23 protein-coding genes and 1 pseudogene are annotated in these 25,692 nt (G+C 49.9%); 11 read left to right on the plus strand and 13 right to left on the minus strand.

The features are described 5' to 3' along the window. The first annotated feature begins 9 nt into the window (after positions 1-9). Together P3L47_RS14395 and P3L47_RS14400 are read left to right on the plus strand one after the other, a co-directional pair. Positions 10-1,482, plus strand: coding sequence for a sensor histidine kinase (locus P3L47_RS14395; protein ID WP_277781245.1), 1,473 nt, complete (start codon positions 10-12; stop codon positions 1,480-1,482). A 10-nt stretch (positions 1,483-1,492) separates the two neighbouring features. Further along, a complete protein-coding gene (locus P3L47_RS14400; protein WP_277781246.1) occupies positions 1,493-2,164 on the plus strand; it encodes a response regulator transcription factor in 672 nt (223 codons plus the stop codon). Between the two features lie 111 nt (positions 2,165-2,275). Here the strand turns inward: P3L47_RS14400 and P3L47_RS14405 are convergent, their stop codons facing one another. Both P3L47_RS14405 and P3L47_RS14410 read right to left on the minus strand, forming a co-directional pair. Next, complete coding sequence (locus tag P3L47_RS14405) at positions 2,276-2,419, minus strand: hypothetical protein (RefSeq protein ID WP_165359923.1); 144 nt, start codon at positions 2,417-2,419, stop codon at positions 2,276-2,278. A gap of 177 nt (positions 2,420-2,596) precedes the next feature. After that, a pseudogene (locus P3L47_RS14410) lies at positions 2,597-3,034 on the minus strand (glucosaminidase domain-containing protein); the annotation flags it as partial. 98 nt (positions 3,035-3,132) lie between these two features. Between P3L47_RS14410 and P3L47_RS14415 the strand changes: the two are divergent. Continuing rightward, positions 3,133-3,360 carry a DUF4248 domain-containing protein gene (locus tag P3L47_RS14415; protein ID WP_075557144.1) on the plus strand — a complete coding sequence of 76 codons (228 nt, stop codon included), beginning with the start codon at positions 3,133-3,135 and terminating at the stop codon, positions 3,358-3,360. 30 nt (positions 3,361-3,390) lie between these two features. Here the strand turns inward: P3L47_RS14415 and P3L47_RS14420 are convergent, their stop codons facing one another. The 8 genes from P3L47_RS14420 to P3L47_RS14455 form a co-directional block, all read right to left on the minus strand. Then, positions 3,391-3,840, minus strand: a complete 450-nt coding sequence (locus P3L47_RS14420) for an HU family DNA-binding protein (RefSeq protein ID WP_122362498.1) — start codon at positions 3,838-3,840, stop codon at positions 3,391-3,393. Between the two features lie 134 nt (positions 3,841-3,974). Further along, a complete protein-coding gene (locus P3L47_RS14425; RefSeq protein WP_122362497.1) occupies positions 3,975-4,382 on the minus strand; it encodes a HEPN domain-containing protein in 408 nt (135 codons plus the stop codon). Beyond that, on the minus strand, positions 4,379-4,693 hold the full coding sequence (locus tag P3L47_RS14430; protein ID WP_277781247.1) for a nucleotidyltransferase domain-containing protein: 315 nt from the start codon (positions 4,691-4,693) through the stop codon (positions 4,379-4,381). Before P3L47_RS14430 ends, P3L47_RS14425 begins: the two co-directional genes overlap by 4 nt. Before the next feature lie 73 nt (positions 4,694-4,766). After that, the gene (locus P3L47_RS14435) at positions 4,767-5,018 is read right to left on the minus strand and encodes a hypothetical protein (protein ID WP_277781248.1); all 252 of its coding nucleotides are present in this window, start codon (positions 5,016-5,018) and stop codon (positions 4,767-4,769) included. Between the two features lie 98 nt (positions 5,019-5,116). Beyond that, positions 5,117-6,637 carry a CHC2 zinc finger domain-containing protein gene (locus P3L47_RS14440; RefSeq protein ID WP_277781249.1) on the minus strand — a complete coding sequence of 507 codons (1,521 nt, stop codon included), beginning with the start codon at positions 6,635-6,637 and terminating at the stop codon, positions 5,117-5,119. Next, positions 6,634-8,031 (minus strand): replicative DNA helicase, encoded by a 1,398-nt coding sequence (locus P3L47_RS14445; RefSeq protein ID WP_277781250.1) that lies wholly within the window; start codon positions 8,029-8,031, stop codon positions 6,634-6,636. Before P3L47_RS14445 ends, P3L47_RS14440 begins: the two co-directional genes overlap by 4 nt. 17 nt (positions 8,032-8,048) lie before the next feature. Beyond that, positions 8,049-8,513, minus strand: coding sequence for a hypothetical protein (locus tag P3L47_RS14450; RefSeq protein ID WP_277781251.1), 465 nt, complete (start codon positions 8,511-8,513; stop codon positions 8,049-8,051). A gap of 336 nt (positions 8,514-8,849) precedes the next feature. After that, positions 8,850-9,341 carry a hypothetical protein gene (locus P3L47_RS14455; RefSeq protein WP_277781252.1) on the minus strand — a complete coding sequence of 164 codons (492 nt, stop codon included), beginning with the start codon at positions 9,339-9,341 and terminating at the stop codon, positions 8,850-8,852. Positions 9,342-10,111: 770 nt separating this feature from the next. Here P3L47_RS14455 and P3L47_RS14460 point away from each other — a divergent pair. After that, entirely contained in the window at positions 10,112-14,134 is a 4,023-nt protein-coding gene (locus tag P3L47_RS14460) for a GLUG motif-containing protein (RefSeq protein WP_277781253.1), read from the plus strand. Between the two features lie 56 nt (positions 14,135-14,190). Here P3L47_RS14460 and P3L47_RS14465 read toward each other — a convergent pair whose 3' ends face one another. Further along, positions 14,191-14,499 carry a DUF6169 family protein gene (locus P3L47_RS14465; protein WP_235848750.1) on the minus strand — a complete coding sequence of 103 codons (309 nt, stop codon included), beginning with the start codon at positions 14,497-14,499 and terminating at the stop codon, positions 14,191-14,193. Between the two features lie 47 nt (positions 14,500-14,546). Then, complete coding sequence (locus P3L47_RS14470) at positions 14,547-14,693, minus strand: hypothetical protein (RefSeq protein ID WP_167369474.1); 147 nt, start codon at positions 14,691-14,693, stop codon at positions 14,547-14,549. Positions 14,694-15,134: 441 nt separating this feature from the next. Between P3L47_RS14470 and P3L47_RS14475 the strand changes: the two genes are divergently transcribed. From P3L47_RS14475 to P3L47_RS14490, 4 genes are all read left to right on the plus strand, one after another. Then, positions 15,135-15,671 (plus strand): hypothetical protein, encoded by a 537-nt coding sequence (locus P3L47_RS14475; RefSeq protein WP_122363089.1) that lies wholly within the window; start codon positions 15,135-15,137, stop codon positions 15,669-15,671. Positions 15,672-15,773: 102 nt separating this feature from the next. Then, positions 15,774-18,956, plus strand: a complete 3,183-nt coding sequence (locus P3L47_RS14480; protein WP_277781254.1) for a SusC/RagA family TonB-linked outer membrane protein — start codon at positions 15,774-15,776, stop codon at positions 18,954-18,956. Positions 18,957-18,971: 15 nt separating this feature from the next. After that, the gene (locus P3L47_RS14485) at positions 18,972-20,459 is read left to right on the plus strand and encodes a SusD/RagB family nutrient-binding outer membrane lipoprotein (RefSeq protein ID WP_277781255.1); all 1,488 of its coding nucleotides are present in this window, start codon (positions 18,972-18,974) and stop codon (positions 20,457-20,459) included. A 104-nt stretch (positions 20,460-20,563) separates the two neighbouring features. Next, the gene (locus P3L47_RS14490; RefSeq protein ID WP_427910571.1) at positions 20,564-21,583 is read left to right on the plus strand and encodes a metallophosphoesterase family protein; all 1,020 of its coding nucleotides are present in this window, start codon (positions 20,564-20,566) and stop codon (positions 21,581-21,583) included. 160 nt (positions 21,584-21,743) lie between these two features. On the opposite strand, the gene P3L47_RS14495 is transcribed toward P3L47_RS14490, so the two are convergent. Beyond that, positions 21,744-22,913 (minus strand): MFS transporter, encoded by a 1,170-nt coding sequence (locus tag P3L47_RS14495; protein WP_277781257.1) that lies wholly within the window; start codon positions 22,911-22,913, stop codon positions 21,744-21,746. Positions 22,914-23,053: 140 nt separating this feature from the next. Between P3L47_RS14495 and P3L47_RS14500 the strand changes: the two genes are divergently transcribed. The 3 genes from P3L47_RS14500 to P3L47_RS14510 all read left to right on the plus strand — a co-directional run bounded on the left by P3L47_RS14500 (position 23,054) and on the right by P3L47_RS14510 (position 25,683). Beyond that, positions 23,054-24,355 carry a phenylacetate--CoA ligase family protein gene (locus tag P3L47_RS14500; RefSeq protein ID WP_277781258.1) on the plus strand — a complete coding sequence of 434 codons (1,302 nt, stop codon included), beginning with the start codon at positions 23,054-23,056 and terminating at the stop codon, positions 24,353-24,355. A gap of 22 nt (positions 24,356-24,377) precedes the next feature. Continuing rightward, positions 24,378-24,803: an amino acid-binding protein gene (locus P3L47_RS14505; protein ID WP_028726750.1), complete on the plus strand. Its 426-nt coding sequence runs from the start codon at positions 24,378-24,380 to the stop codon at positions 24,801-24,803. A 67-nt stretch (positions 24,804-24,870) separates the two neighbouring features. After that, complete coding sequence (locus P3L47_RS14510; RefSeq protein WP_277781259.1) at positions 24,871-25,683, plus strand: outer membrane protein assembly factor BamD; 813 nt, start codon at positions 24,871-24,873, stop codon at positions 25,681-25,683. Positions 25,684-25,692 lie beyond the last annotated feature (9 nt).

Below are 25,692 nucleotides of genomic sequence, written 5' to 3' on the forward strand. Positions count from 1 at the left end.
TTTGTTTGCATGAAATCATCCATGAAATATATCATTGCACTGGTGATCGTGTCGTTATCCGGGATATTCGCCTACCAGTTGTTTTGGATCGACCGGCTGTACCATTCCCACCAGCAGCAGAACAGGGACTATATCATCGAAGCGATCCGCAATGCCGACCATATCGAATTGTTCAGCCGCGCCGACACCATCAGCCGGTTGTCGAACAAGCGTCGGGAGACTTTCTCGCAGGCCGACGACCGGGGAGGTATCGCCCTGGCTACCCGTTTCCGGAATAAGGATTCGATACCGGCGACCGTCCGGATCGTCGAGAAAAAAGCCGGACTCCCTTATGTGCCCGAAGTGGATGAAGAATTGAAGAAAGTACTCGAAAGTGCCAAGGTCAGGGTAGGCGACGATTTCAGTTCGCTGGGCCAGCTGGGGTTGCAGATGCAACGCAGCCTCCACGAGGTGATCGATACGATCTTTCCCGTCGACCTGGCGAAGTTCGACAGCTTGCTGACGGCCGGTCTCCGGGAGAAAAACCTGCACCTCCGCCATTTAACGGAGATACGGTCGCTTGCCGACAGTACGGTGGTCGCCTCTTCCGTCCCCACAGGGGAAGACCCGGCGCGTTACGACCGTTATACCTGGGAATATACCACCTATCATCCGAAAGCCTATTACGTCTATGTGGAACCGACCCGGCTGGCTTCGCTGGCGGGAATGACGGGTATCCTGGTCTCTTCGTTCCTGATCCTGTTGATCCTGGTATTGTCGTTCGCCTACATGATCTGGTTCCTGATCCATCAGAAGACGGTGGAGCAACTGAAAGACGACTTCACCCATAACGTGACGCACGAGTTGAAGACACCCATCGCCATATCCTATGCCGCCATCGAGTCGATCATCCATTATAACCTCCTGGGAAATAAGGAGAAGGCCGATAAATACCTCCACCTCTGCCACGAGGAACTGGAACGGCTGGGCGGAATGGTCGAACAGATCCTGACCCTTAGCCTGGAGAAACGGAAAGAGATTCGCCTGGTGATGGAGGATATTTCGTTGAATACCCTGATCGGCAAGATACTGGAACAGCAGAAGATCAAGTCGTCACGCCCTTACCGCATCCGTGTGGAGTCTGTTCCGGAGGAAATAACCCTGAGAGCCGACCGTGTACATTTGTACAGTATCATCAGCAACCTGGTGGATAATGCCATCAAATATGCAGACAAGGAACCGGAGATAACGATACAGGCGGAGGCTGCCGGAGGAAAGGTGCAGCTGCGTGTGCAGGACAACGGCCCCGGTATTCCCGAAGAGTATCGCCGGCATCTTTTCGATAAGTTCTACCGGTTGCCTTCTAGCCGTCATTCGCAGGTGAAAGGCTACGGTATCGGACTCTTTTATGTGAAGACAATGGTGGAGAAGCATGGCGGGACGGTCAGCGTAGAGAGTGTGTCCGGCCAGGGTTCCTGTTTTATAATCACATTACCGCAATAACCCCAAGCATATGGATATTTTATTAGTAGAAGACGAAGTTTCCCTGGCCATGATCGTCAAAGACGCCTTGGAAGAGGAAGGCTACGAAGTAACGGTAGCCCGCGACGGACTGGATGGGATAGAGCATTATTTCAAAGAGCATCCGGCACTGATTATTGCCGACGTGATGATGCCGGAGGTGGATGGTTTCGAGATGGTGCGCCGTATCCGCCGGATGGATAAGGAGGTACCTGTCCTGTTCCTCAGTGCCCGTTCGTCCGTTGACGATATCGTGCAAGGGTTCGAATTGGGGGCGAACGACTACCTGCGGAAACCTTTCAGTCTGCGCGAACTGATTGTCCGGGTGAAGGCTTTGATCGTCAAAAGCAAGGTCGAGCCTGTCGCCGTCGCGTATCACGAAATCGGGTTGTACACGTTTTATCCGTCTACACAGACGTTGGAGGCAGGCGGTGAGTCGGTCGAGCTTTCCTTTAAAGAGTCGGAGTTGCTCCGGTTGCTTTGCGAGAGCGGGAATCTTCCGGTCGACACCAAGGATATCCTATTGGAACTCTGGGGGAACGACAGCTTCTACAATGCCCGCAGCCTGCATGTGTTCGTCACGAAGCTCCGGCATAAACTGGAAAAAGACCCCCGGATCAAGATACTGAATGTCCGGGGGATCGGGTATAAGCTGATCAGATGACAGGGTGTACTACGCCGGATGTTTATGAGAGATACATCTTGTACAGGTAGCCGATAATAGCGGTGGCAATCATCGCATGACCCATTAGTCTGTCGGTGAAGTCGGCGGCATCTATGCATTCGTCCGGGGGGATTTCGGCAACATCGACAGGATGGCTCCCACTGCCGCCATCGCTACTTCCGTCTCCTTCAGGATCAGGGCTGTCAGGGTGATGACGGTCAGGAACGGGGTGATCCGGATGGCAGTGCCTCCCATTGTTCTTTCCGGGAAAGATGATCTTGACGACGGAAAGGAGGAAATCGAAGATTACTTTGAGTGTTGACATACGCTTGGTGTATTTATTGGTTGATGAATAAGTTGTTTGCAAGCCTGCCGGCCGACTGTCGTTGGAGCGAACAGGTTGTTGTACCATTTGGCTTCGTTTATTTCGACCAGACGTTGAAGGCTGGCGGCGATGGTGCACAGCATTTTACGGTAGGCAGCCCGGTTGTCACCGTTCACCTCGCTGATGTAGCGGCTGTAGGCTATCTCGGAGGCGTAGGCGTTGGGCTTCCGGCTGACGTTGGCTGCTGCCGGATAGGCGGTACGGATCAGACGGGCGAAGTCGAAGATGCTTTCGCGTGTCGAACGGTATTTGCGGAAACAGAGTCCGCCTTCGCTGAGTTCCACCTTGCCGCCGTGCCAGTATTCGTTTTTAGGGCCGTAGCCGGTGATACCGAACAGGTTGTTATGTTCTCTGGCGAGTACGCTTTCGCCCCAGCCCGATTCGATGGCCGCCTGTGCCAGGATAACGATGGGGTTGATCTGGTATTTCCCGCCTGCCTCCGAAGCATCGGACAGATAGATACGGATAAATTCTTGTTTTGTCATGATCGGATGAATTTGTTGTTAAATAACCTCTTTTTTTCTTGTCTATTCGCTTGTAATTGAGTATCTTTATACATCTTGAACAAGTAAAACGAAGAGTTATGTCTGACGAAAAACAAAAGATCGAACGTGTGTGGGGATATCAGGAACTGGCCCTGTTGTATTTCCCCGACAGTAAGCCCGAATGTGCTTCCGTGCAGCTCCGGCGCTGGATCAAACTGAGTGACGAGTTGACTTCCCGGCTGACGGCTTGTGGCTGGAAACCGGGAAGGAAGGTGTTGACCCCCAAACAGGCGACATGTATTTTCGATCATTTGGGGGAACCCTGACTGCTCCTGGCTACTCGATCGTTGGTCTGACTACTCGATCACCGGCCTGTCGTCTTCATCATCCTTCGGCGGCGTTGTCGTGCTGCCGGAGGTGGCGTAACGCTCCGTCTTGAAGTTTTGTGCCAGCTGCACAAGCACTTTTCCCGGGCGGAACAGGATACGACGGCTTTTAATCAGGTTGGCACTGAAGTCCTTTTCAGTAGCCGCCCCTTTACTACCCAATACCACCTGGATATATCCCAGGTCGCCCAATTGAACGGTTTGCCCGTCCGGGAGTTTCTGTTTCAGGACGTGAAGCACGCCGTCCAATACCAGTTTCACGTCACCCGGTGTGGCTGCCGAGCGGTCGGCTATGATATCACACATCTGGGCGGTGTCGCACATCCCGGTCGAACTGCTTACTGCATATACCAACTTAGCGTCCGGCGCTGCATCCTTACTCATGTCCTTTCTCTGAACTAAACGATATTTTACTGCCATGATTAGAAAGTTTTTAATGGTGTATAACTTTGTTGTCTGTTGTAATATTACAATACAAAGCTACGACATGCGGCAGGCGGGCAGTTCGCGATTGTTCGTGTGGGTTGGGGGAGGTTCGGGGTTGTTTGGATTCTTTATGCTTCTGACAATATAGATTCGATCAAGGCTATAAATTCGGCAGACTTGGGACGTAGTTCAGATAACATGTCTCTATCATAAAACAGGAAATCGTCATAGTCACCACTCATCCTGTCATTAAAGAGTTGACTATAAAAGCGGGAATATCTCCGGTCGATCTTTCCTGTGACGATGAAATGCAATCCAAACATTTGCTTCACTCCATCATGGGTTTGTGCAGCTATATGATTTTTTACAAGTAAAGCGATAACAGCGTAATAGCAGGCATAATAAAGCCTGTTGACTGCGGCATTGTAGCAACAGTCTTTCATCAGGATATCAGCTTCATGTAATGTTTCTTTAGCCCGCTTCAAGCGATATGAAACCAATGCTTTTATGCTTTCTTCATCCATTTGCTGTTTCATAATCTGATACCCTCATTGATTACATTTATATAAAATGGAGTTTTGAACGGTCGGTTTTGCCATTGTTTTTTGGTATATACCAATGGGCTGATACTCACTTGTTCTGTCAATTCTAAATCGTATAGGGGATAGGTGATAGCGGTGATATCATTATAGGATAAATGGTCTTTATCAACCAATATTAAAATGTCTATATCAGAATTCGGCCTGGCATCACCCCTCGCTTCCGAACCGTACAGAATAACTTCTGCACCAGGTGCTACCCGATGTAAAATCTCTTTTATTTTATGTACAATATCAGGTCTGTTCATATACTACCTTTTCCACAAAGAAACAATATCTTTTCCTAAAAAGCAAATTCTGTTAGCTTTTACAAATGCACCTTCAGACTAGCCGGATTTTGCCGGGTATCCCATACCATTGAGGACGCAGGTTAGGAATATCTTCATGATTGTGTATGCGTCCGGCTTTAATATCTTCCAGGGATATAGCCAGATGAGCCTTCAGTTCATCTAAGGAGTATTGGGCAGGCGATGTTTGTCCTATAACTTCACTTAACCCGTAAGAAGCTATGGGTTCATTGACAGATGAACGGGAAGTCGTTTCATCCGGTTCGGAGTACTTTTTCTTTGTCATAGATTTGGTTCCTTTCTTTATAATATAACCTTTGTCACAAAGAAACAATATCTTTTCCTGATAAACAAATTATCTCCATTTTTTATGGCGTCAGCCCCTTAAAACCACCTCTCATCCACTGCCGCCGTCCGTTCCGCCTCGCGGGTGATCTGTGAGAGGTGACGGAGCTGACGATGAAGGTCGCGGAAGAGGGTAGGGCGGTCAGCCGGGTCGACGGACTGTATCTGCCGACGCAAACGGCGGCCTTCACCGATGATCTTTTCTTCGTAATACTCCGTGAGAAGTATCCGGAGCATGACCTCGTGCGATAGCGGGATCTGCTCATCCGTCATCCCCTCCGGTACGCCCGGCAATTCGGGGAGGGCCGGAAACAACTTCGGCAGCAACTCTTCCAGGTAACCGGCGAACACCTGCAACTCCTCCGGACACTCCTCCTGCAACGCCAGGCAATGCAGCAAGTCATTGTAATCGCTGTCGGCAAACCGCATATCGTCCGCTTCGAGCATCCCTTCGAGCAAAGGAGCGAGCGACGGCTGTCGCAGGCAATACCCCAGCAGACGGCGTGCCGAATAACAACCCTGTGCGGTCAGATGATGCAGATAGGTGCGAAAACCGGCCTTCCCCAGCCGGCGGAACAACTCGTCGGGATCCTTGCCGCCGGGGATAGAGGAAGTACGTACACTGAACTGACGCTGCCGTTCGGCGGCAATCTTTGCGGCAGCCTTCTGTCCGGGCCCGTCACCGTCGAGCAGAAGATGCAGGCAGGAGGTGTAGCGCGAGAGAATATCCGCCTGCCCGTCGGTCAGCGCTGTCCCACATAAAGCCACCGTGTGACAGAATCCGGCGGCATGCATGGCGAGGACATCCTTATATCCTTCCACCATAAAAACGAAGCCCTCCTTGCGGATCGCCTCTGTTGCCCGGTGAATCCCATAGAGCGTGCGGCTCTTGTCGAACAGCCCGTTGTTGGCGGTGTTGATGTATTTGGGGGAACTGTCGGCTGCTGCGTCCGGCAGGCCATTGTCGATACGGCGTGCACCGAAACCCGTCAGCATCTTTTCCGCATCGTAGATCGGGAAGACAATGCGGCTGCGCATCGCACGGAAAGTATCGGGCACGAAGGCCGGAGCCAATCCGACCCCGAAGTCGAGCCAGGTGGGAGAGAGTTCGCTGTGGCCGGAGGCGTAGGGCAAAAGCGAGGCTTTGAATTGACAATTGACAGTTGACAATTGACAATTAGGGGATGGGGAGGGTTTGGATTGACAGTTGTGGGATGGGGCTTGTGTTGGAGGGGGGATGCAGGCCTTCTTGCTTGCTCTTGGAAGGGCTCCTTTTCTCTCTTTCTCATTGTCAATTGTCAATTGTCCATTGTCAATTATATGTGTTGCTTCGGCAAACGAGCAATGCTCCATCTCCATCACCAGCGCGATCACATCGCCTCCCGCCCCGCAGGCATGGCATTTGAAAAACTGTTTGCCCACATGCAGCATCAGTGACGGATGATGGTCGTCGTGAAACGGGCATAGCATCTTGTAGTTTACACCTGCCTTCTGAAGGCTTCCATAACGCGCCGCCACCCGTTCGATAGGGTTGGCATTTTTTAATTGTTGGATGTTCATGGTAATTTGTTTTTGTACGGATAAATTTGCGTCAGGCTGGCATTGTACCGGAAACGCACTTCGCCCGTCGCCCCGTTGCGGTTCTTGGCGATGAACAACTGGCCCACGCCGCGCATATCCTCCTTCGTATGCTTGTCGTAATACTCGCGGTACTGCTCCGGACGGTAGACAAACGCGATGCTGTCCGCTATCTGCTCGATCTCGCCCGAGTTACGCAGGTCGCTCATCACCGGGACATGATCCTGACGCGCCTCACAGTTACGGTTCAATTGCGCCAGTACGATACCCGCCACATCCGCCTCCATGATCAGGTTCTTCAGCTTACGGCACACATCGCCCAACGCCAGATCCATCGTGTCCCTCACCTCGCCACGCCCGGCAGGATTCACCTGTATCAGGTTGAGGTAATCCACGATGATCAGGTCGAGCGGCATCCGACGGTGCAGCGCCATCGTCTTCGCCCGGATCTCCTCGAACGTGCAGCCGCTGCAATAGTTCAGGAAAAGCGGCAGGCGATCCAGCTCCTCGGCCGCCGCCTCCAGCTTCGCCCGGTCGTCTTCCGCCAGTTGCTTGAAACGCAGCTTGTCGGGCTCCACGCCGCTCAGCATACAAAGCAGGCGGCTCACCAGTTGCCGTTCCGTCATCTCCAGGCTGAAGAAACAAACCCGCTTCCCTTTGCGCGCCACCGCCAACGCCATGTGGAGCGCCAGCGCCGTCTTCCCCATCGAAGGACGACCCGCCAGTACCAGCTGTTCGCCCCGGTAAAGACCGCCCAGATGACGGTCGAACTCCGCGATGCCCGTCGTCAGTTGCTGCATCTCTCCGGCGGCATGCAAGCTCTGTTCGCGGTAAATCGTATCGAGGATGCGGCGGCTCACCTCCCCGGCGGCGTGTGTGGTACTGCTGACGGCAAAGAAATCCTCCAGCTTCTGAACGCCCTTGTGCACCTGTCCGAGCAGCGACACCACGTCGACCGCCGGTTCGTGCGCCTTGATCGCATGCTCTTTCATATCGGCACATAGCCGGCGCAACACCCAGCAACGCACCACCGCAGCAGCATACGTCCGGATATGCGACGCATTGCGCACCGTCAGCAGATGGTCGGCAATAAATCCCAACCCGTTCAGACGCGCCGCCTGCTCAGGTTCGAGCAGGCGCATTTCACTTTCGATGCTCAGCATATCGATGTCCGCCTCGCGGTCGTGGAGCGCCGTCATGGCACGGTAGACCAGGCGGTAGTCGGGGTTGGTAAACATATCGGGCAGGAGACGCTCCGCCACGTCGGCAATGGCATTGCTTTGTGCGATAACGGCCAGGATAACGGCACGTTCCATCTCTTCCGTAGCCGGGAGGGGGAGCGGGAACTGTTGTTGTTTGTTTGCTTCTTTTGTCATGATCTGTCTGTTTTTATTTAGGTGAATCGTACGTAAACGGGGCGAAAACTCTCTCTCAGGTAGGCTGGCGGGATGTGCCGGGCCGGTATGGCCGGCGGCAGGTTACCGATGACGGGTACCTTCATCCAGTCGTCGTAACCTACGATCGTAATGATCGTGAAGCGGGGCAGCCGCTGCACAGCGATCACGCCGTCTGCCACCATATCATCCAGCAATACACTCAATCGCGACCGCGAGATTTGTGTCTTGTCTTCGATAGTCCGGTAGGTTGTGATCCATTCGCCTCGTTGGCAGTAGACGGTTTGCGAGTGGATGGAGATATCTTCGTCGCGTTTGTTGGCGTGAAACAAGAGGCAGAGGTATAGATTGCCGTACTGGCGGGTGTATGAGTCGTCGGCATACATCTTGCTTAGAATGGTGTTTGGCACTTTGAGAAATCCTCTCAGAAACAGGTCGGTTTTTTTGTTGTTCATGTTTTGCATAACGATATGGTTTTAAAGTTGCTGTTAACAAATATTAGTAGACGATCTTTAAGACAATCTCCGGACGGTCTTTTCTCTTTCTATCGGTTTATATATCAGTCTTTTACAAAGTTGAAAAACAGGCTTCGGAGACAATCGTGAGACGATCTTTGAGACGCTTTTCATTATTATATAAGAATATATATAAGAGAGCAAGATGTTTTTCTAAAATTTTTAACAAATATAACGTCGGTATCCGGAAGGTCGTCTTCCCTGTTTTCAGGAGGTTAAACGCCTTGTTTTCAAAGCGATCCGTAAAAACCGGTCGAAAGGTTTCCTCTCTTCCCGGGATAAATGTTATTTATGTTTTTGTTGTTCGTTCTTCTTTTGCTTGATTTCTTTTGTCAGCGCATGGATGGTTCCGTCGACGTATTCCAGTTCCGGCAGGACGGTCTTGAGGCGGCTTCTCATGCCCGAGAGGCTGTATTTCGACAGAAGGATGCAGTTCAGGATTTTCGCCAGTTGTTTGATAGTCATATCTCCCAGCAATCCCCGTCGTCGCAGGGCGCTCATCAGTTCGATCAGTATCTGTGTTTTCTCCGGATTGTCGATGCGTAAATGGGCGGGCAAGACGTCGTGACATCCGCATGGCCCGGCCAGTTCGAGGGCGTAGGTGGCGAAGAAGTTTCTTTTGAAGGCTTCTTCCTGCTCGCTCAACGGTTGGGTTTTGAGCAGGAAGAGGGCGGTTTCGTGCAGCAGTGCGCCGCGGTCGGTGTATGTACTTAAAAAGCGTCGATAGGTTGTGAAGGACTGGATGAGTCTTCGGTTGCAAATACTTTTTTTTCTCATGATTTTTTTATGTTGTGGGAAGAGAGGACTACCTATGGTTATTGTGTTTTTTATGAATTATCCCGAGGGATGGTTTTCCTTGCGTGGGCGGGGCTGACATGGTAGTATCACCAGGGTAGCTTGCCTGTGTCGTTACGGTGGGTTAAGCATGCCGTTCGGACGGGATAACCATGCCGGTATCGGGTGGTTGTTTGTTTTGTTAAGTAATAAATCTACGTGTTTGATCAATAAAAACGTGACGACAAATGTATATCGATTTTCCGGAGAGGAAAATCAAGGTGTAGGAGCTGGGGAGGGGGAAGGGGGGAACTAGTCTTTAAAGGACTACGTCATTTTCTCTCTCCTTTAAGCTATGCCTTGAAAAGTAAGCCTGTTTTCTAATACAAAATAAACAATAACAAACAGGTAGATAACAGGTATTTGCTTCACCGGTATTTCCGACCGAAATACGAGTGAGAATCCGTCTGCATGTTACCGAAAAACAACCTTTCAATTCCATATAAAGATAAACGAAAAATATTTAATTGAAAAATTTTTAAAGCAGAAAATAACCGGTGTATGCATTGAATTATGAGACGTCACATCAACTGAAAAAACAATCCGCCATCTTCTTGAAAGGTGAATTAATATTAATATATCAATATATTAGTTTATTAAATCCGATATCTTCTCCATAAAGAAACAGTAATTATCATAGTCCTTTAAAGACTAGTTCCTGCCCTTTAGAGCATTGAAACTATAAAATGAAACGATAAAACGAATAGCATAAAATGAGAAAACTGATACTTGTATTGAATATATTGGTGATGATGGTTTGCGCCGTTTGGGGGAAAGATGGAGTGTGGAATGGAGAGGTGGCTAAGAACTTGGAGCCGGTTGATGAGGATGGAATAATCTATCATATTTCTACCGCAGCGCAACTGGCTAAATTGGCGGAGTTGGTGAATGATGGTGAGGACAATTTTGAAGGCAAGACGGTTATATTGCAAAATAATATTGTTCTTAATGAGAAAGTGTTGGATAAAGATGGGAATTTGCAAGGCGATGACGAGCTTAAGGATTGGGCGCCGATAGGGAATAACTATGACAAATCTTTTAAAGGAACCTTTGATGGGAATGGCTACAAGGTGTCGGGGGTTTATATTGAATATAGTGGCATTAGCGGTTATCTAGGCCTGTTCGGTTGTCTTGGCGAAGGTGGTGTAATAAAGAATGTTGGGGTGGAGGATAGCTATGTGAGGGGGACAGGGATACAAGCCAATGTCGGTGGCGTGTGTGGCGAGAACTCTGGTGGCACGATCTCCAATAGTTATAATGCTGGTTCGGTAGAGGGGACAAGATATGATGTCAATGTCGGCGGCGTGTGTGGCTATAGCAGTCGTGGCGCGATCTTCAATAGCCATAATACCGGTTCTGTAAAGGGGACAGGAAATGAGACAGTAAATGGGCCCTCTGTCGGCGGCGTGTGTGGCTATAGCTATTATGGCGAGATCTCCAATAGCTATAATGCCGGTTCGGTAGAGGGTGGAGAGTTGGCCTTTGTCGGCGGCGTGTGTGGCGAGAACTATGAGGGCAAGATCTTCAATAGCCATAATACCGGTTCGGTAAAGGGAACAAGGCAAGCCTATGTCGGTGGCGTGTGTGGCGAGAACTCTGATTCCGAGAACTTTAGTGCCGAGATTTTTAATAGCTATAATGTCGGTTCGGTAGAGGGTGGAGACTATGCCCTAGTCGGCGGCGTGTGTGGCCATAACTATTTTGGCGAGATCTCCAATAGCTATAATGTCGGTTCGGTAAAGGGAGGAGATAATGCTAAAGTCGGCGGCGTGTGTGGCATGAACAACGGCTTTAACTCTGGGATGATTTCCAATAGCTATAATGTCGGTTCGGTAGAAGGTGGAGAGTCTGCCCTAGTCGGCGGCGTGTGTGGCCATAACCCTTTGGGCACGATCTCCAATAGCTATAATGCCGGTTCAGTAACGGGTAAAAGCGATGCCTCTGTCGGTGGCGTGTGTGGTAAGAACGAGAACTACGGTACAATTACCGACTGCTTCTACCTTGCCGGAACGGTGGAACCGGATAAAGGGATTGGGAATGAGGATAATGACACTGGCAAGGCTACATCTGCAGACCCTGCGGAGTTTGTCATCGCAGTGGATAAAGGCTTGGTACTAGATCCAAATACTCCCTGGATAGGTGAAGCCACAGCAAATGATAAAGATATAACCTTCCCCACCCTTTCACAGGTACCGCAATTTGAGGGTGGCGTTTATCTTATCTCTTTAGCAGAGGAATTGCGCTGGTTTGCAGGGAAGGTGAATATTGGAAATGCTAAGCTCAATGGCAAGTTGATGCAGGATATTGCGGTGTCGGGGTATACGTTGGATAATGGCACGCCACCTGATCTGCAGGATCATTGGACGCCGATAGGGAACAAGACGAACCGTTTTCAAGGAATCTTTGATGGGAATGGTAACACGGTGTCGGGGGTTTATATTAATGATAATAACGATGGTGCTAATCTAGGCCTGTTCGGTTATCTTGGCAAAGGCGGTAAGATAGAGAATGTCGGGGTGGTGGATAGTTATGTGACGGGGACGGGAGAGCAAGCCACTGTCGGTGGCGTGTGTGGCTCTAGCGAAGGCTCGATATTGAGTAGCTATAATGCCGGTTCGGTAGAGGGAACACAATCCCCAGCCTTTGTGGGTGGCGTGTGTGGCCATAGCGTCGGCTCTATCTCCAATAGCTATAATACCGGTTCGGTAGAGGGTGGAGACAATATCTCTGTCGGCGGCGTGTGTGGCTATAACTCTAGCTCAAGCTCAATTTCAATCTCCAATAGCTATAATACCGGTTCGGTAACGGGTGGAAACAAAGCCAAGGTCGGCGGCGTGTGTGGCTCTAGCAACGGTTTTATCTCCAATAGCTATAATATTGGTTCGGTAGAGGGAACAGCTGCTTTAGTCGGCGGCGTGTGTGGTAAGAACGATGACGCAAGAGTAGGCTCGAAGATCTCCAATTGTTATAATGTCGGTTCGGTAGAGGGGGTAGAGTCTGCCCAAGTCGGTGGCGTGTGTGGCAATAACGGAGAATACGGCCAAATCACCGACTGCTTCTACCTTGCCGGAACGGCAACGAACGGGATTGGTGATGACACCGATAGTGGTAATGAGAATGCTGCCCCGAAGACGGCTAAAGAGTTGGCTGAGGTGATGGATGGGAAGTTGGTTGGGGATCTTTGGACAGGTTCCGCTAATTATGAAAGCGGTACTCTCACTTTGCCATACTTCGAGGGTTGCGAGCTGCCAACGGTGGAGTTGGTGCCTGTGGAGGTAGCGGATGCGATAGACTTCGAAAATGAGGAAGTGAAAGATAACACAGGTTACGAAGTGGCAACAGACTTATCGTTTAATCCATTGCTGTCAGGTAAAATTACTTGGAATGACAATTCTACTATCTATGTTCGCAATAAGACTGTTGATAAAGATAAAATCAGCGATGTCATCGCCCTTTCACGCCCGGCAACACCGACACTTTCGGCGGATGAGGGCAAGACAACTGCAACCAGCATTACGTTGAAAGCTACTACAGATATAGAAGGTAGGGATATTGAATATGGGAAAGAGAATACTGATGAGTCTCCTACAATCACTTGGCAGTCAAGTCCAACCTTTGGCGATCTTACTCATAGCGAAACATACACCTTCTATGCCCGTATCAAGGCTACGGAAAGCAGCTTTGCTTCTTTGTCCTCCGAGGTGGCTGTTACAACAAAAAAAGGCTATGAGATCACGATTGATGCTGGTATTACTAATGGTACAGTTAAAACTGATAAGACAATAGCCTCTAAAGGCGAGATTGTCACCCTAACGGTCACCCCTGATGAAGACTACGAGCTGGAAACACTGAATGTGACTGGTACGAATGTTTCCGGTTCCGGCAACGAACGTACTTTTGAAATGCCGGGTGAGGCCGTGACCGTCACGGCTACTTTCAAAGAAGTGAAGCCAGCCCCAGCGCCTGACCCAACTCCCGACCCTGAACCTGTCTACTACACCGTCACGATCCCCAGCGAAATAACGGGAGCCATCATCCACGGCGGCGGTACGCATCAGGTGCGCGAAGGCAGCTACATCGATTTCTCCATCGAGATCGACCCGGCAGGCACAGGCGAGTATCCGACCGTCACCGTCGACGGCTATTGGTCGAACACGCTCAGACCCGACACGCGAGGCAACTACCGCGTCTATGTCTACGACGACGATTGCGACATCCGTATCGGCGAAGTGAGCGGCTACGGCACCTACACCCTGACGCTTCCCGCCGACAGCCTCTTCGAGGGCGACGACCTCTATCGCAGCGGCGTGGGCATCGCAGTTACGCCCGCTTCGTCTTCGCCTTCATCCGACGCGCTCCGTTACCCCTTCGGCACGGAGCTGACGCTCACGGCCGTGAGCGACAGGCATCGCGCCTTCGTCGAGTGGATGGACGGCAGCCGACGCTCGCCGCTGACCTTCCGTCTGCGTGAAGACACCGAGGCTTACGCTTGGTTCCGTGCGCTTCACCCCGTGGGCAACGAAGAGATCGCCGCCGCCTCCATCCGTATCCGTACGGAACGTGGAGGCACCATCGTGGTCGACACCCCGACGAGGCTCCCGATAGCCATCTATGCGCTATCCGGCCAATGCCTCCGTCGCAGCGAATCGGAAGGCACGACGCGCTTCAGCGGCCTGAGGGAAGGCAGCTACCTGGTGATAGTGGGAACACATAGCGAGGTGGTTATCGTTCGATAACCGCCGTAGGGGCGGGGTCTGCCCGCCCTTTATCCGGGAAGGCATAGCGAGGGCGGTTATACCGGGTATAAGTTATTATTTACCAGATCATAGAAAGCAGAGACGAGCTGTTGCTCGTTTCTGTTTTGTTTGTGGATATATAAGGAGACATATAACGTATAATCTTCACACGCTGAGGAACCATCATACTTTCTGATATTCCCGTCGTTATACCGTGAGAACCAACGGGAGAAAAGCTTCTCACGCTTCACCTCTTTTCCATCGCAATTATCGCATACCATTATCATTGCATTTTCATTGCGAGAAAAGAATTTCTGTAAAATGGAAACAACGGTAATAGCTATTCTGTTATCTATGGGGTGCATAGACTCACTTTCCGGCTCGATATTGAAAGTATAAACCGAATGGAAAGCTAGGGGGTTGCAAATTTGATTCCACGGGCTTTGGCTAATTCTTTCAGGTTACCGCCTGTCTGAATGCATTGACGTATAGCTCGTTTATCCTCCAGCATACGCTGAAAGATATTTATTTGCTCTTTTGTTTTTACGTTCTTCTTCATTAGGCTTGATTTTTCTACAAAGGTAGGAACTCTTCTGCACAAAACAAAAGATTTGCTCCTGAAAAAGAAGAGGAACGAATATTTTGCTTTGTCGTACAACGCCATCACATCCATCACTTATCCTTTATACGATTTGGAATTGGCAGAACACATTAGTATCAGCCCATTGGTCTACACCCAAAAACAATGGCGGAATCGACCGTTTAAGACTCCTTTTTATGTGAATGTCGTTAATGAAGGAATTTTATTATGACGACTTTGTTTATTCCAGCGCAGAAGAAATAGACGAATTATTACCCAAAGCAACCGCTTTTATCGAAGCCGTAGAGCGATTGCTTTCCTTGTAACATAAAGATAAACGCAACTTAACCCCTTTGTATCTTCTTTGTAATACCGTGCCTTTACTTTTGCAGCATAATTTAATAGCAAAAGAAAAGAGTTATGAAAAAAAGTTTAGTGTTATTAGTTGTTTTATTAGGAGCTTCATTCTCCCTGCTGCGTGCTGCGACTGTTGCCGATGGCGATAATGACAAGACAGACAAGACCAATGTGGAAGCTATTCCTGCCGAAACATGGGAATTTTATTCCACCGTTCAGGAGCCTACTGCGGAAGAACTTGCCAATGCGAACAACCATAAGTTCGGCAAAGAGGTCGGATGCCTGTACAGTGCATTTATGGATATGTATGTAGTGAAGGAAGAAGTCGTTCCGGGCGATCCTGCCCGTCGTACGGTGATTCGTAAGCCGGGTATCTACAATGCCGTCCGTTCCATCGAAAAACAGTTGAATAAGGATGTGAAAAGTAATAAACTGACGAAAGAAGCTGCGGCAGACGAATTTGCCAACGTATTGAAGATTGCTTTGGCCGCCATCGACTCCGACACGATTACTTTTGAGGAAGCCCTTCAAGGTAACAAGAAAGATTCATCTCGCCTGTTGGCTATCTTCGACAACGTCAAACTGAAGAACCTCTATTAATTCCCCCTCTTTCCCCTAATACGTTTTATTGATAAATAAAGTTATAGGGCAGGTCTGTTTCCTGCCCCGGGACTTTGTATGTCTTAATTAATTCATTTGGATATGAAGAACAAATTTTACTTAATGCTTTGCGGGCTTCTACTTTGTACCTCGCTGGCGTTTGCCCAGTCGGTGAAAGTGACCGGTACGGTAACGGATAAATTAGGTCCGGTGATCGGTGCAGCCGTAGTAGTCAAAAACTCCACTGTCGGCACAGTAACCGATATAGACGGTCACTATGAGCTTGAAGCGCCCAGGAACGCGACACTGGTTTTCTCCTTTGTCGGATACGAGACGATAGAACGTCCGGTAGGAGAACTGAAAGTGATCAATGTAGAAATGTCCGACGACGTCAAGCTGATCGACGAAGTGGTAGTTACCGCCATCGGTATCAAACAACAGAAAAAGAAACTGGGCTACACCACCCAGCAAGTAAGTACGGAAGCGCTGGAACAGCCGGGTACGGTAAATGTGGGTAACGCTCTTTCCGGACAGGTAGCCGGTCTGACCGTAAACAATCCGACCGGACTTTTCCAGGCACCGAGCTTCTCCCTGCGCGGCAAGACACCGCTGATGGTCGTAGACGGTATTCCCGTGGAATCCGACCTGTTCGATGTCTCTCCGGAGAATATCGAAAGCATCAACGTACTGAAAGGTACGGCAGCAGCCGCCCTGTACGGCTCGCGTGGTAAGGACGGTGCCATTCTGATAACTACCAGGCTGGCGAAAGAAGAAGGTCTGGTGGTAACAGCCGGCATATCCAGCATGGTAACAGCCGGTTTCACCGTATTTCCTGAAACACAGACGGAGTTCGGTTCCGGTTCGAACGGACAGTATGAGTTTTGGGACGGTGCCGACGGCGGTATCTCCGATGGCGATATGACCTGGGGACCCCGTTTTGAAGGGCAGAAGATCGCCCAGTGGAACAGCCCGATCCGCGACAAGCAAACGGGTGAAGTGATCCCCTGGTGGGGCGATGTCTCCGGCTCTATCTACGACGACCGTACACGCTACGAACGCGTTCCGATCACCTGGGAGGCACACGACAACTTGAAGGATTTCCTTCGTACGGGTGTCATCACCAAAGCGACCTTCTCCGTGGCAAACAAGACTAAGAAAGCCAATTACAACTTCAACGGCGATTTCTCCAAACAACGCGGACAGGTTCCGAACACCTCCATCTATACGGGCGGTCTGAACTTCAACAGTATGTTCAATCTGAGCAATAGCGTGACGCTTTCTTCCAACCTCTCATATAATAAGGTCTATTCGCCCAACTATCCCCGCTACGGCTACGGCCCTAAGAATCACATGTACACAATCCTGTTGTGGATGGGTAACGACGTGAACGGAAAGGAACTGTCACAGCATCTGTACCGTCCGGACTCGGAAGGAACCCGTCAGGCAAACTATAACTATGCCTGGTATAACAACCCCTATTTCGCAACCAACGAGCTGACACAGAAGCACGACCGCAACACCGTAAACGGCCAGGTGAAACTCAACTGGGACGTATTGCCCGGACTGACCCTGCAGGGACGTGCCGCCGGTCGCCTGGAAAGTACGTTTGAAGATATGAAAAGCCCGAAGTCGTACATGAATTACGGCGATTCGCGTAACGGTGATTATAAGACCTGGAACAGCGAACAGCTGGATATCAATGCGGATGCTTTGGCTACTTATACACACGCTGTCAGCAAGGATTTCGCCTTTACGGCCAATCTCGGAACTTCACTCTACTACCGCCAAATACGTAAGGAAACGCAGGCTACCGACGGACTGATCGTCCCGAAAGTATATAATATGGGAAACAGCCTGAACCCGGTCAGTGCGACCAACCTGATGAACGAGAAGGCGATCGAGAGCGCCTACGGCTCCGTGAACATCGACCTGTTCGAAGCGCTCTTCCTGACCTTCACCGGACGTAACGACTGGTCGTCTACGCTTTCGGCTGCCAACAATTCTTATTTCTATCCCTCGGTTTCCGCCAGTACGCTGGTGAACGAATATGTGAAGCTGCCTTCGTGGATGGATTATCTGAAGGTCAATGCTGCCTGGGCACAAGTATCCAGCGACCTCGATCCGTACGCCTTGCAGGCAACCTACGCAAAAGGTATCCTCTATGGCAGTACGCCTTCGGTGACCTATCCGAATGCCGTGACCGATCCTTCCGGCTCCGGAACGGTGACAGCCCTGGTGAATCCGGATATCCTGCCTCAGAAGACCTCTTCCTTTGAAGTCGGTATGTCTACCTCATTCCTGCATAACCGCCTGGGATTGGATCTGACTTACTACCGTATGCTCGATGAGAACAGTATCATCAAACTGCCTATCTCCGAGGCATCCGGTTTCCCTTACCGCTTTGTAAACGGCAATGAATATACGACGAACGGCTTCGAGCTGATCGTGAACGCCACACCTGTACAGAATAAGCACTTCACCTGGAATGTGTCGACCAACTGGAGCAGCAACATCCGCAAGCTGACCAAGATTTACGGCGGTCAGGAAAAGTTCGGTGACCTGAAAGTGGGCGACCGGGCGGATGCCATGTACGCTACCGAATGGGAAAAGACCCCGGACGGCCAGCTGATCCTGGATGCCAACGGCATGCCGACCAAGAGCGCATTTACCACCCATATCGGTAACCAGTCGCCCGACGTTCGCTACGGACTTCAGAATACGTTTAAGATCAAAAAGTTTACCGTCAACATCGATATAGACGGCGCGATAGGCGGCACATTGGTGTCGACTACCACCCAGAAGATGTGGTGGGGCGGAAAACATCCGAAGTCGACCATGTACCGTCAGGAAGAATATGAGAACGGCGGCAAAGCGATCTATGTACCGGAAGGCGTAAACATCGTCAGCGGTGAGGTTACCTATGACGTGAACGGGAATATCCTGACAGATACCCGCGTGTACAAGAAGAATGAAACGGCTGTCAATATCCAGACCTGGGCACAGAACTATCCGTATCGTGCCGTGGTCCGTACCAGCGAGAACGAGTTGTTCGCCAACACTTTCAATCGCTCTTACCTGAAGCTGCGCCGTGTGGCTGTGTCTTACGACCTGAAGAACCTCTTCGAGTCGAATGTAATCAAAGGACTGGATCTGACCCTGTTCGGCAACAACCTGGCAGTTTGGAAGAAAACGCCTTACCTCGATCCGGACTTCGGTGCCAGCGACTCGGACCTGCAGGACCCTTCCGCCCGTTATATCGGTATCAGTGCAACCATCAAATTATAATCTTACGATAAAGCAATGAAGAAATATCTGAAATATATAGCAGCCGGTGCCGCTTTGGCATTCACCTGCAACTCGTGTATCGACCTGGAAGAGATGAATGTCGATCCGAACAACCCGACGACCACCGATCCGGCACTCTTGCTTACCGGATTGTCTTTCAAAACATTCGAAGAATCGGATGCACAGGTTTGCCACGCAACGAAGCAGCTGGTCTTGACCTCCGGCGAAAGTCCTTACCAGGTGTATAAATGGACACGCGGCGGTTTCGGTTACTACAGTAACCTGCGCGATGTGACGAAGATGAAAGAGGAAGCGGAGAAGAGCAACGAGACGGCTTATGAGGCCCTGGCTCTTTTCTTTGAAGCGCATTATTATTATATGTTGACGATGATGTTCGGTGATGTGCCTTGCAGCGAAGCCTTGCAGGGCGAAACGAATGAATTGTACCAACCCAAATATGACTCGCAGGAGACGGTACTGTCTACCGTGCTTGCCAAGCTGGAAGAAGCGAATACGTTGTTGACCGACAATAATAGCATTATCAGCGGTGATATTATCTATGGAGGCGACCTGCTGAAATGGCGCCGCCTGATCAATGCCTACCGGTTGCGTGTCCTGATGTCCTTGTCGAACAAACAGACCGTAGGCGGGATAGATGTGAAGTCAACCTTTGCCCGTATCTTCCGGGACGAACCGCTGATGACCGGCGAAGCCGACAACGGCCAGCTCGTCTTCCTCGATCAGCAGGACGACCGCTATCCTTATTTCAACGACAGCGACTTCGGTTCGGGACGTTATATGGATTCTACCTATGTGGCTGTCCTGGCTGCCCGCAAAGACCCTCGTCTGTTTGCTTTCTGTACGCAGACTCCTGCTGCGGAAAAGGCGGGACTCGCCGTGGACGATTTCGCCTCCTATGATGGCGGCGATCCGGCGATCCCTTACAGCCTTGTCAATGATAAAGTGACATTGGGCGGTTGTTCCAAACCCGCCACCCGTTATTACCAGCATCCGACCAATGAACCGATGATCTTGTTGGGATACACCGAGCAGCAGTTGCTTTTGGCGGAAGCCGTGGTTCGCGGCTGGATTTCCGGAGATGACAAGGAGTTTTACGAATCGGCAGTCAAGGCTTCTTTCCGCTTCTATGAGAAATATGCTTCTTCCGTAGCCCAATATTTGGGGGAAGATGCGGCTGAGGCCTATCTGCAGGGCGACAAGGTGGCTTATGCTTCTTCGCTGACAAACGAGCAGAAGATAGAACGTATCATCCTGCAAAAGTATATCCCTACTTTCCTGCAAGGCAGCATGTGGATGCCTTACTACGACCAGTTGCGTACGGGCTATCCTGAATTTCGCCGGGCATCCGGAGTGAACCTGCCATACCGCTGGATGTATCCGCAGGATGAGTATAACAACAATGCCGCCAGCGTGCAGGCTGCCCTTCAGTCGCAGTTCGGAGGGAACGACAGGACATCTGACCCTCTTTGGTGGATTAAATAAAAAGAAATGGCATGAATAGAAAGGAGTTTTTACGGACATCGGGGCTTTTGCTCCCGGTGTCTTTTTTAGGAGTTTCCGGCGCAGAAGCAATCGGAAAGGATACGATGAAAGAGGTTGCAGAGACGGCTACCGGAGCGTCTTACCTGGATAGTGCGACTTATAAAGCGCATGCGGACAAGTTAAAGTTTAATGCGGACGGCAAATTCAAGATCGTACAGTTTACCGATGTGCACTGGGTTCCGGGCAACCCGGCTTCGGAAGAGGCTGCCGAATGCATGAACGAAGTACTGGCTGCCGAAAAGCCTGATTTCGTGATCTATACGGGTGATATCGTGTTTGCCAAGCCGGCAGCGGAAGGGTTTCGGAAGGCGTTCGAACCTGTTATCTCCCGCAATCTCCCGTTTGCCGTAACATTAGGCAATCACGATGACGAACACGACATGACCCGTCAGGAAATCTATGCGTTCATCAAGGATATGCCGGGCAGTCTGACCGGAACGGTGGAAGGGTTGAACGGTGTTACCAATTTCATCTTGCCGATACAAAGTTCGAAAGGGGCGAAGGAGGCTTTTATCCTGTACGGCTTCGACAGCCTGGCTTATTCCCGGAAAGAGGAAACCAAGGGCTACGACTGGATCAAGCCGGATCAGATCGACTGGTACAGGAAAAGCAGTGCTGCGCTGACGGCAAAGAACAGTGGCAAGCCGCTTCCGGCACTTGCCTTTTTCCATATCCCTGTGCCTGAATATAACCAGGCAGCTTCCGACGAGAATACGTTGTTGATCGGTATCCGTAAGGAGAAAGCCTGTGCACCGGTAGTCAATTCCGGGTTATTCACGGCTATGCTCGAAGCCGGGGATGTGATGGCTACGTTTGTCGGTCATGATCATGTCAACGATTATGTGGCCAACTGGAAAGGTATCTTGCTCGGTTACGGACGTTTCACCGGAGGCAAGACGGTCTACCATGACATACCCGGAGGAAACGGAGCCCGTGTATTCGAACTGACGGAAGGCAGTCGTTCCTTCAAATCATGGATACGTCTGAAAGATAATAAGGTGATCTCATCCATCCATTATCCGGCGGATTTTGTAAAAGGTGGGGACAGCAATCCCTTTGCCTGAGCATATCCGTATAATTTCCCCGGCAGGAAACTCCGGTTCCCTGCTTGGGAAACTCGCGTTTCCTGCCGAGGAAATTCCAGTTCCCTGCCCAGGGAACTGAAATTTCCAAACCGGGGAACTACGAGGAAACTGTAATCGGTTGTCAATTAAACGGGTAGGCTTATTCCCCTTCTTCGGCTTTTGCCGTCAATTGTAACCAAAGGAACAACGCTCCCGGAGCCAGGATAATGGCAGCCGATGCCAGCAACGCAGTGCGCAATGAATACACATCATTCAGCCATCCGATAAACGGGGCAATGGCGGCAAACATCAGCCGGATGATAAAGTTACGGATAGACAGGACAGTCGCCCGCATCTCCGAGAACGTCATCTGGTTGATATACCCTTTTAATATCGGTGTAGCAAACCCTCTGATCATGTAGAAGACGAACAGGATAGCCAATCCGGCATACGTCAGGTTAAATGCCAGCGCCACGTAACCGCCTGCCACGAATGTCAGGATCAGTATCCCCATCTTTTTAGGTCCGAAATAGCGGTCTACCCGGTCTGAATAAAGGGCGGCGATACCGACAGTCAGGTTCAGCACCGTCCAAATGACCCCGAACCAGGAGGTAGGCGTATTCATATACATCAGGTAGGGTTGCACGAACCACGCCATCGTCAGAGTCGCAGCTCCGATGATTCCTGAAAACATGATATTATAGCATAATCTCTTGTTTGTGACCAGCGAGTATTTGATGATCCGCATGATCTCCTGTACGGGGCTTTGTACTTTGCTTTTGATATTCAGTTCCCGCAGTGCAAATGCGGCAGGAATGCCGCTGAAGGCGATCACCGCCTGGGCATAAAAAGGATAGCGCAGGGAATAGGCGGCCAGCAATCCGCCGAAGATACCGGCAACGGCTTCCGCAAAGTTTCCGATCATGGTGATGCGTCCCTCGTAACGCAGATACAGATTCTCTTTTTTATATTGCACAGTCGTATCGTACAGCAAGGCGGAGTCTGCCCCGTTGACCAGCGTCTGCCCCGTACCCAGCAGTATCTCTGCAACAACGAAAGCGGCAAATGTCCCCGTAAAAGAATAGCAAAGATATCCGAAGAAGAAAAGAATGCATCCGAGTATCAGACATTTGCGTCGTCCCCATACGTCGGCAAGATATCCCGACGGTATCTCCAGTGCCACGGCAGCGATCGAGTAAACGCTTTTCAGAATGAATACATCCTGCAGTCCTAGCCCATGATCTTCATAGAAGAGCACGATGATCGGCATGACCAGTGTGAACCATTTGGATAACTTAATAATGTATAGTGCCAGTATGTTTCGTCTCATTTTGCTGTCTCTCTTCGAATCGCCGGACAAAGATACGATCTTTTGATTTACCGCTATTATTTTATTGTCAGTTAGTAAAAAAGTTATTACTTTGCGACAGTTTTACACTACTAACAATTAAATGATAACAAACTGATACCATGATTTGGAACGAAACTATTGAATGTATGGACCGCGAAGAAATGCGGAAATTACAGAGCATCCGGTTGAAACGGGTTGTCGAACACGTTTATCATAATACGCCCTTTTATCGCAAGAAAATGCAGGAGATGGGAATTACTCCGGATGATATTCAATCGATTGATGATATATCCAAGCTGCCGTTCACGGTAAAGCAGGATTTACGAGATAATTACCCGTTCGGGCTGATGGCTGTGCCGATGTCCGAGATTGTTCGTTTGCATGCCTCTTCCGGTACGACCGGAAAACCGATTGTTGTAGGTTATACCCGCAAGGACCTTTCTATTTGGTCGGAAGTGGTGGCACGCTGCTTGACGGCCTACGGCATTACGAAGAATGACTCCGTGCAGGTGTCTTATGGCTACGGTTTGTTTACCGGAGGTCTGGGTGCTCATGGCGGCGTGGAAAATATCGGCGGGACAGTGATCCCGATGAGTAGCGGAAATACGCAGAAGCAGATCCAGTTGATGCACGACTTCGGTGCGAAGGGACTGGCATGTACGCCTTCGTATGCCTTGTATTTGGCGGAGACGATCCACAGTTCAGGTATTCCTTTGGAAGAATTTCAGTTGAGGGTAGGAGCCTTCGGTGCTGAACCCTGGACGGAAAATATGCGTAAGGAGCTGGAAGAAAAGCTGAACATCAAGGCATATGATATCTACGGACTGACGGAGATCTGCGGTCCCGGTGTCGGCGGCGAATGCGAATGCCAAAACGGGACGCACCTGTGGGAGGACCACTTCTTCCCGGAAATCGTCGATCCGGTAACCTTGCAGCCGGTTGCTCCGGGCGAACAAGGCGAACTGGTGTTCACGACATTGACCAAGGAAGGTATGCCGATGATCCGTTACCGTACGCGCGACCTGACACATCTGATCTACGAAAAATGCGAATGCGGCCGTACGGCTGTCCGCATGGGTCGTATCCTCGGACGTAGCGACGATATGATGATCATCCGCGGTGTGAATGTATTCCCGTCGCAGGTAGAATCCGTATTGTTGGAAATGCCGGAATTTGAACCGCATTACCTGATCGTGGTAGACCGTGTGAACAACACCGATACTTTCCAGATCCAGGTAGAAGTACGTCCGGACTATTATTCGGACGAGATGAACAAGATGATCGCGCTGAAGAAGAAGATCGCCGCCCGTATGCAGAGCGTGATCGGTATTCAGCCTGATATAAAGATTGTGGAACCGCGCAGCCTCGAACGCAGTATGGGTAAGGCTAAACACGTGATCGACAATCGTAAGTTAGTTTAACCCCTTAAAAGAGTAAAATGCTATGCTAATTAAACAATTATCCATCTTTCTTGAAAATAAGAAAGGCCGTTTTACGGAAGTAGCAAAGATTTTAGGTGAAGCCGGAGTGAACATGTCGGCTTTTACGGTGGCAGAAAATTCGGATTTCGGTATCCTGCGTTTGATTGTGTCGGATACGGAGAAAGCCATTCAGGTGCTTCGTGAAAAACTATATGCGGTGAGTGTGGCCGATGTCGTATGCCTTCATTGCCCCAATCAGCCGGGTGCGCTGGCTAAGGCGATGGAGATCATCACTTCTGCAGGTATTTTTGTCGAATATATGTATGCTTTCTCGCAGGGAGAGGCGGCGAATGTGATCATCCGTCCCGACAATGTGGAGAAGTGCGCAGAGGTACTGAAAGCCAATAAACTGGAGCTGATTGCTGCCAGCGATTTATATAAGTTGTAAATATTAACGTTATGCGCTTCGTTATTTTACCGAAAATAATGTAACTTTGCGCGCTAAAAGTATGTGAATGAAAAAGGTTGTATTTTTATTGATGATGATTACGGTCTTGTTATCCTCTTGCGGGGAGTACAACAAGATACTGAAAAGTACGGACTATGAGCTGAAATATTCGTATGCAAAGAAGTACTTCAATGCAAAGCAATATAACAAGTCCGCCACCTTGCTGGATGAACTGGTTACAATCTTTAAAGGAACTGCTTATGCCGAAGAATCCTTGTACCTGCTGGCCCAGAGCTATTACGGACAGAAAGATTATCAGACGGCTTCGCAATACTTTAATACGTATTATACCACCTATCCGAAGGGCGAATACACTGAGTTAGCCCGTTATTATTCAGGATATGGCTTGTATCTGGACTCACCCGATCCGCGGTTGGATCAGACACAGACGTATGAAGCTATCAACCAGTTGCAGCTCTATCTGGAGTATTATCCGCAGAGCGAGCGTGCTGCCGAAGCCCAGAAGATCATGTTCGAATTGCAGGAGAAACTGGCTTACAAGGAACTGCTTGCCGTAAGGTTGTATTTTAACTTGGGTAATTATATGCGCGATAACAACTTTTTATCTGCTGTAATTACTGCTGAGAATGCTTTGAAGAACTATCCTTACTCTAAATATAGAGAAGAATTTATGTTCTATGTATTACGTGCAAAGTACGAACAGGCTGTGTTAAGTGTGGAAGAAAAGTTGCAGGGTCGTTATCGTGAGGTAGTGGATGAATACTACACCTACATGAACGAATATCCGGAAGGCAAATACGTAAAACAGGCACAGAAGTTCTACGATTATGCCAGCAAGAGAATAACAGATACGTATTAACGATATTAT

The organism is Parabacteroides chongii, from assembly GCF_029581355.1.
In the GTDB taxonomy this organism is placed as follows: Bacteria; Bacteroidota; Bacteroidia; order Bacteroidales; family Tannerellaceae; genus Parabacteroides; species Parabacteroides chongii.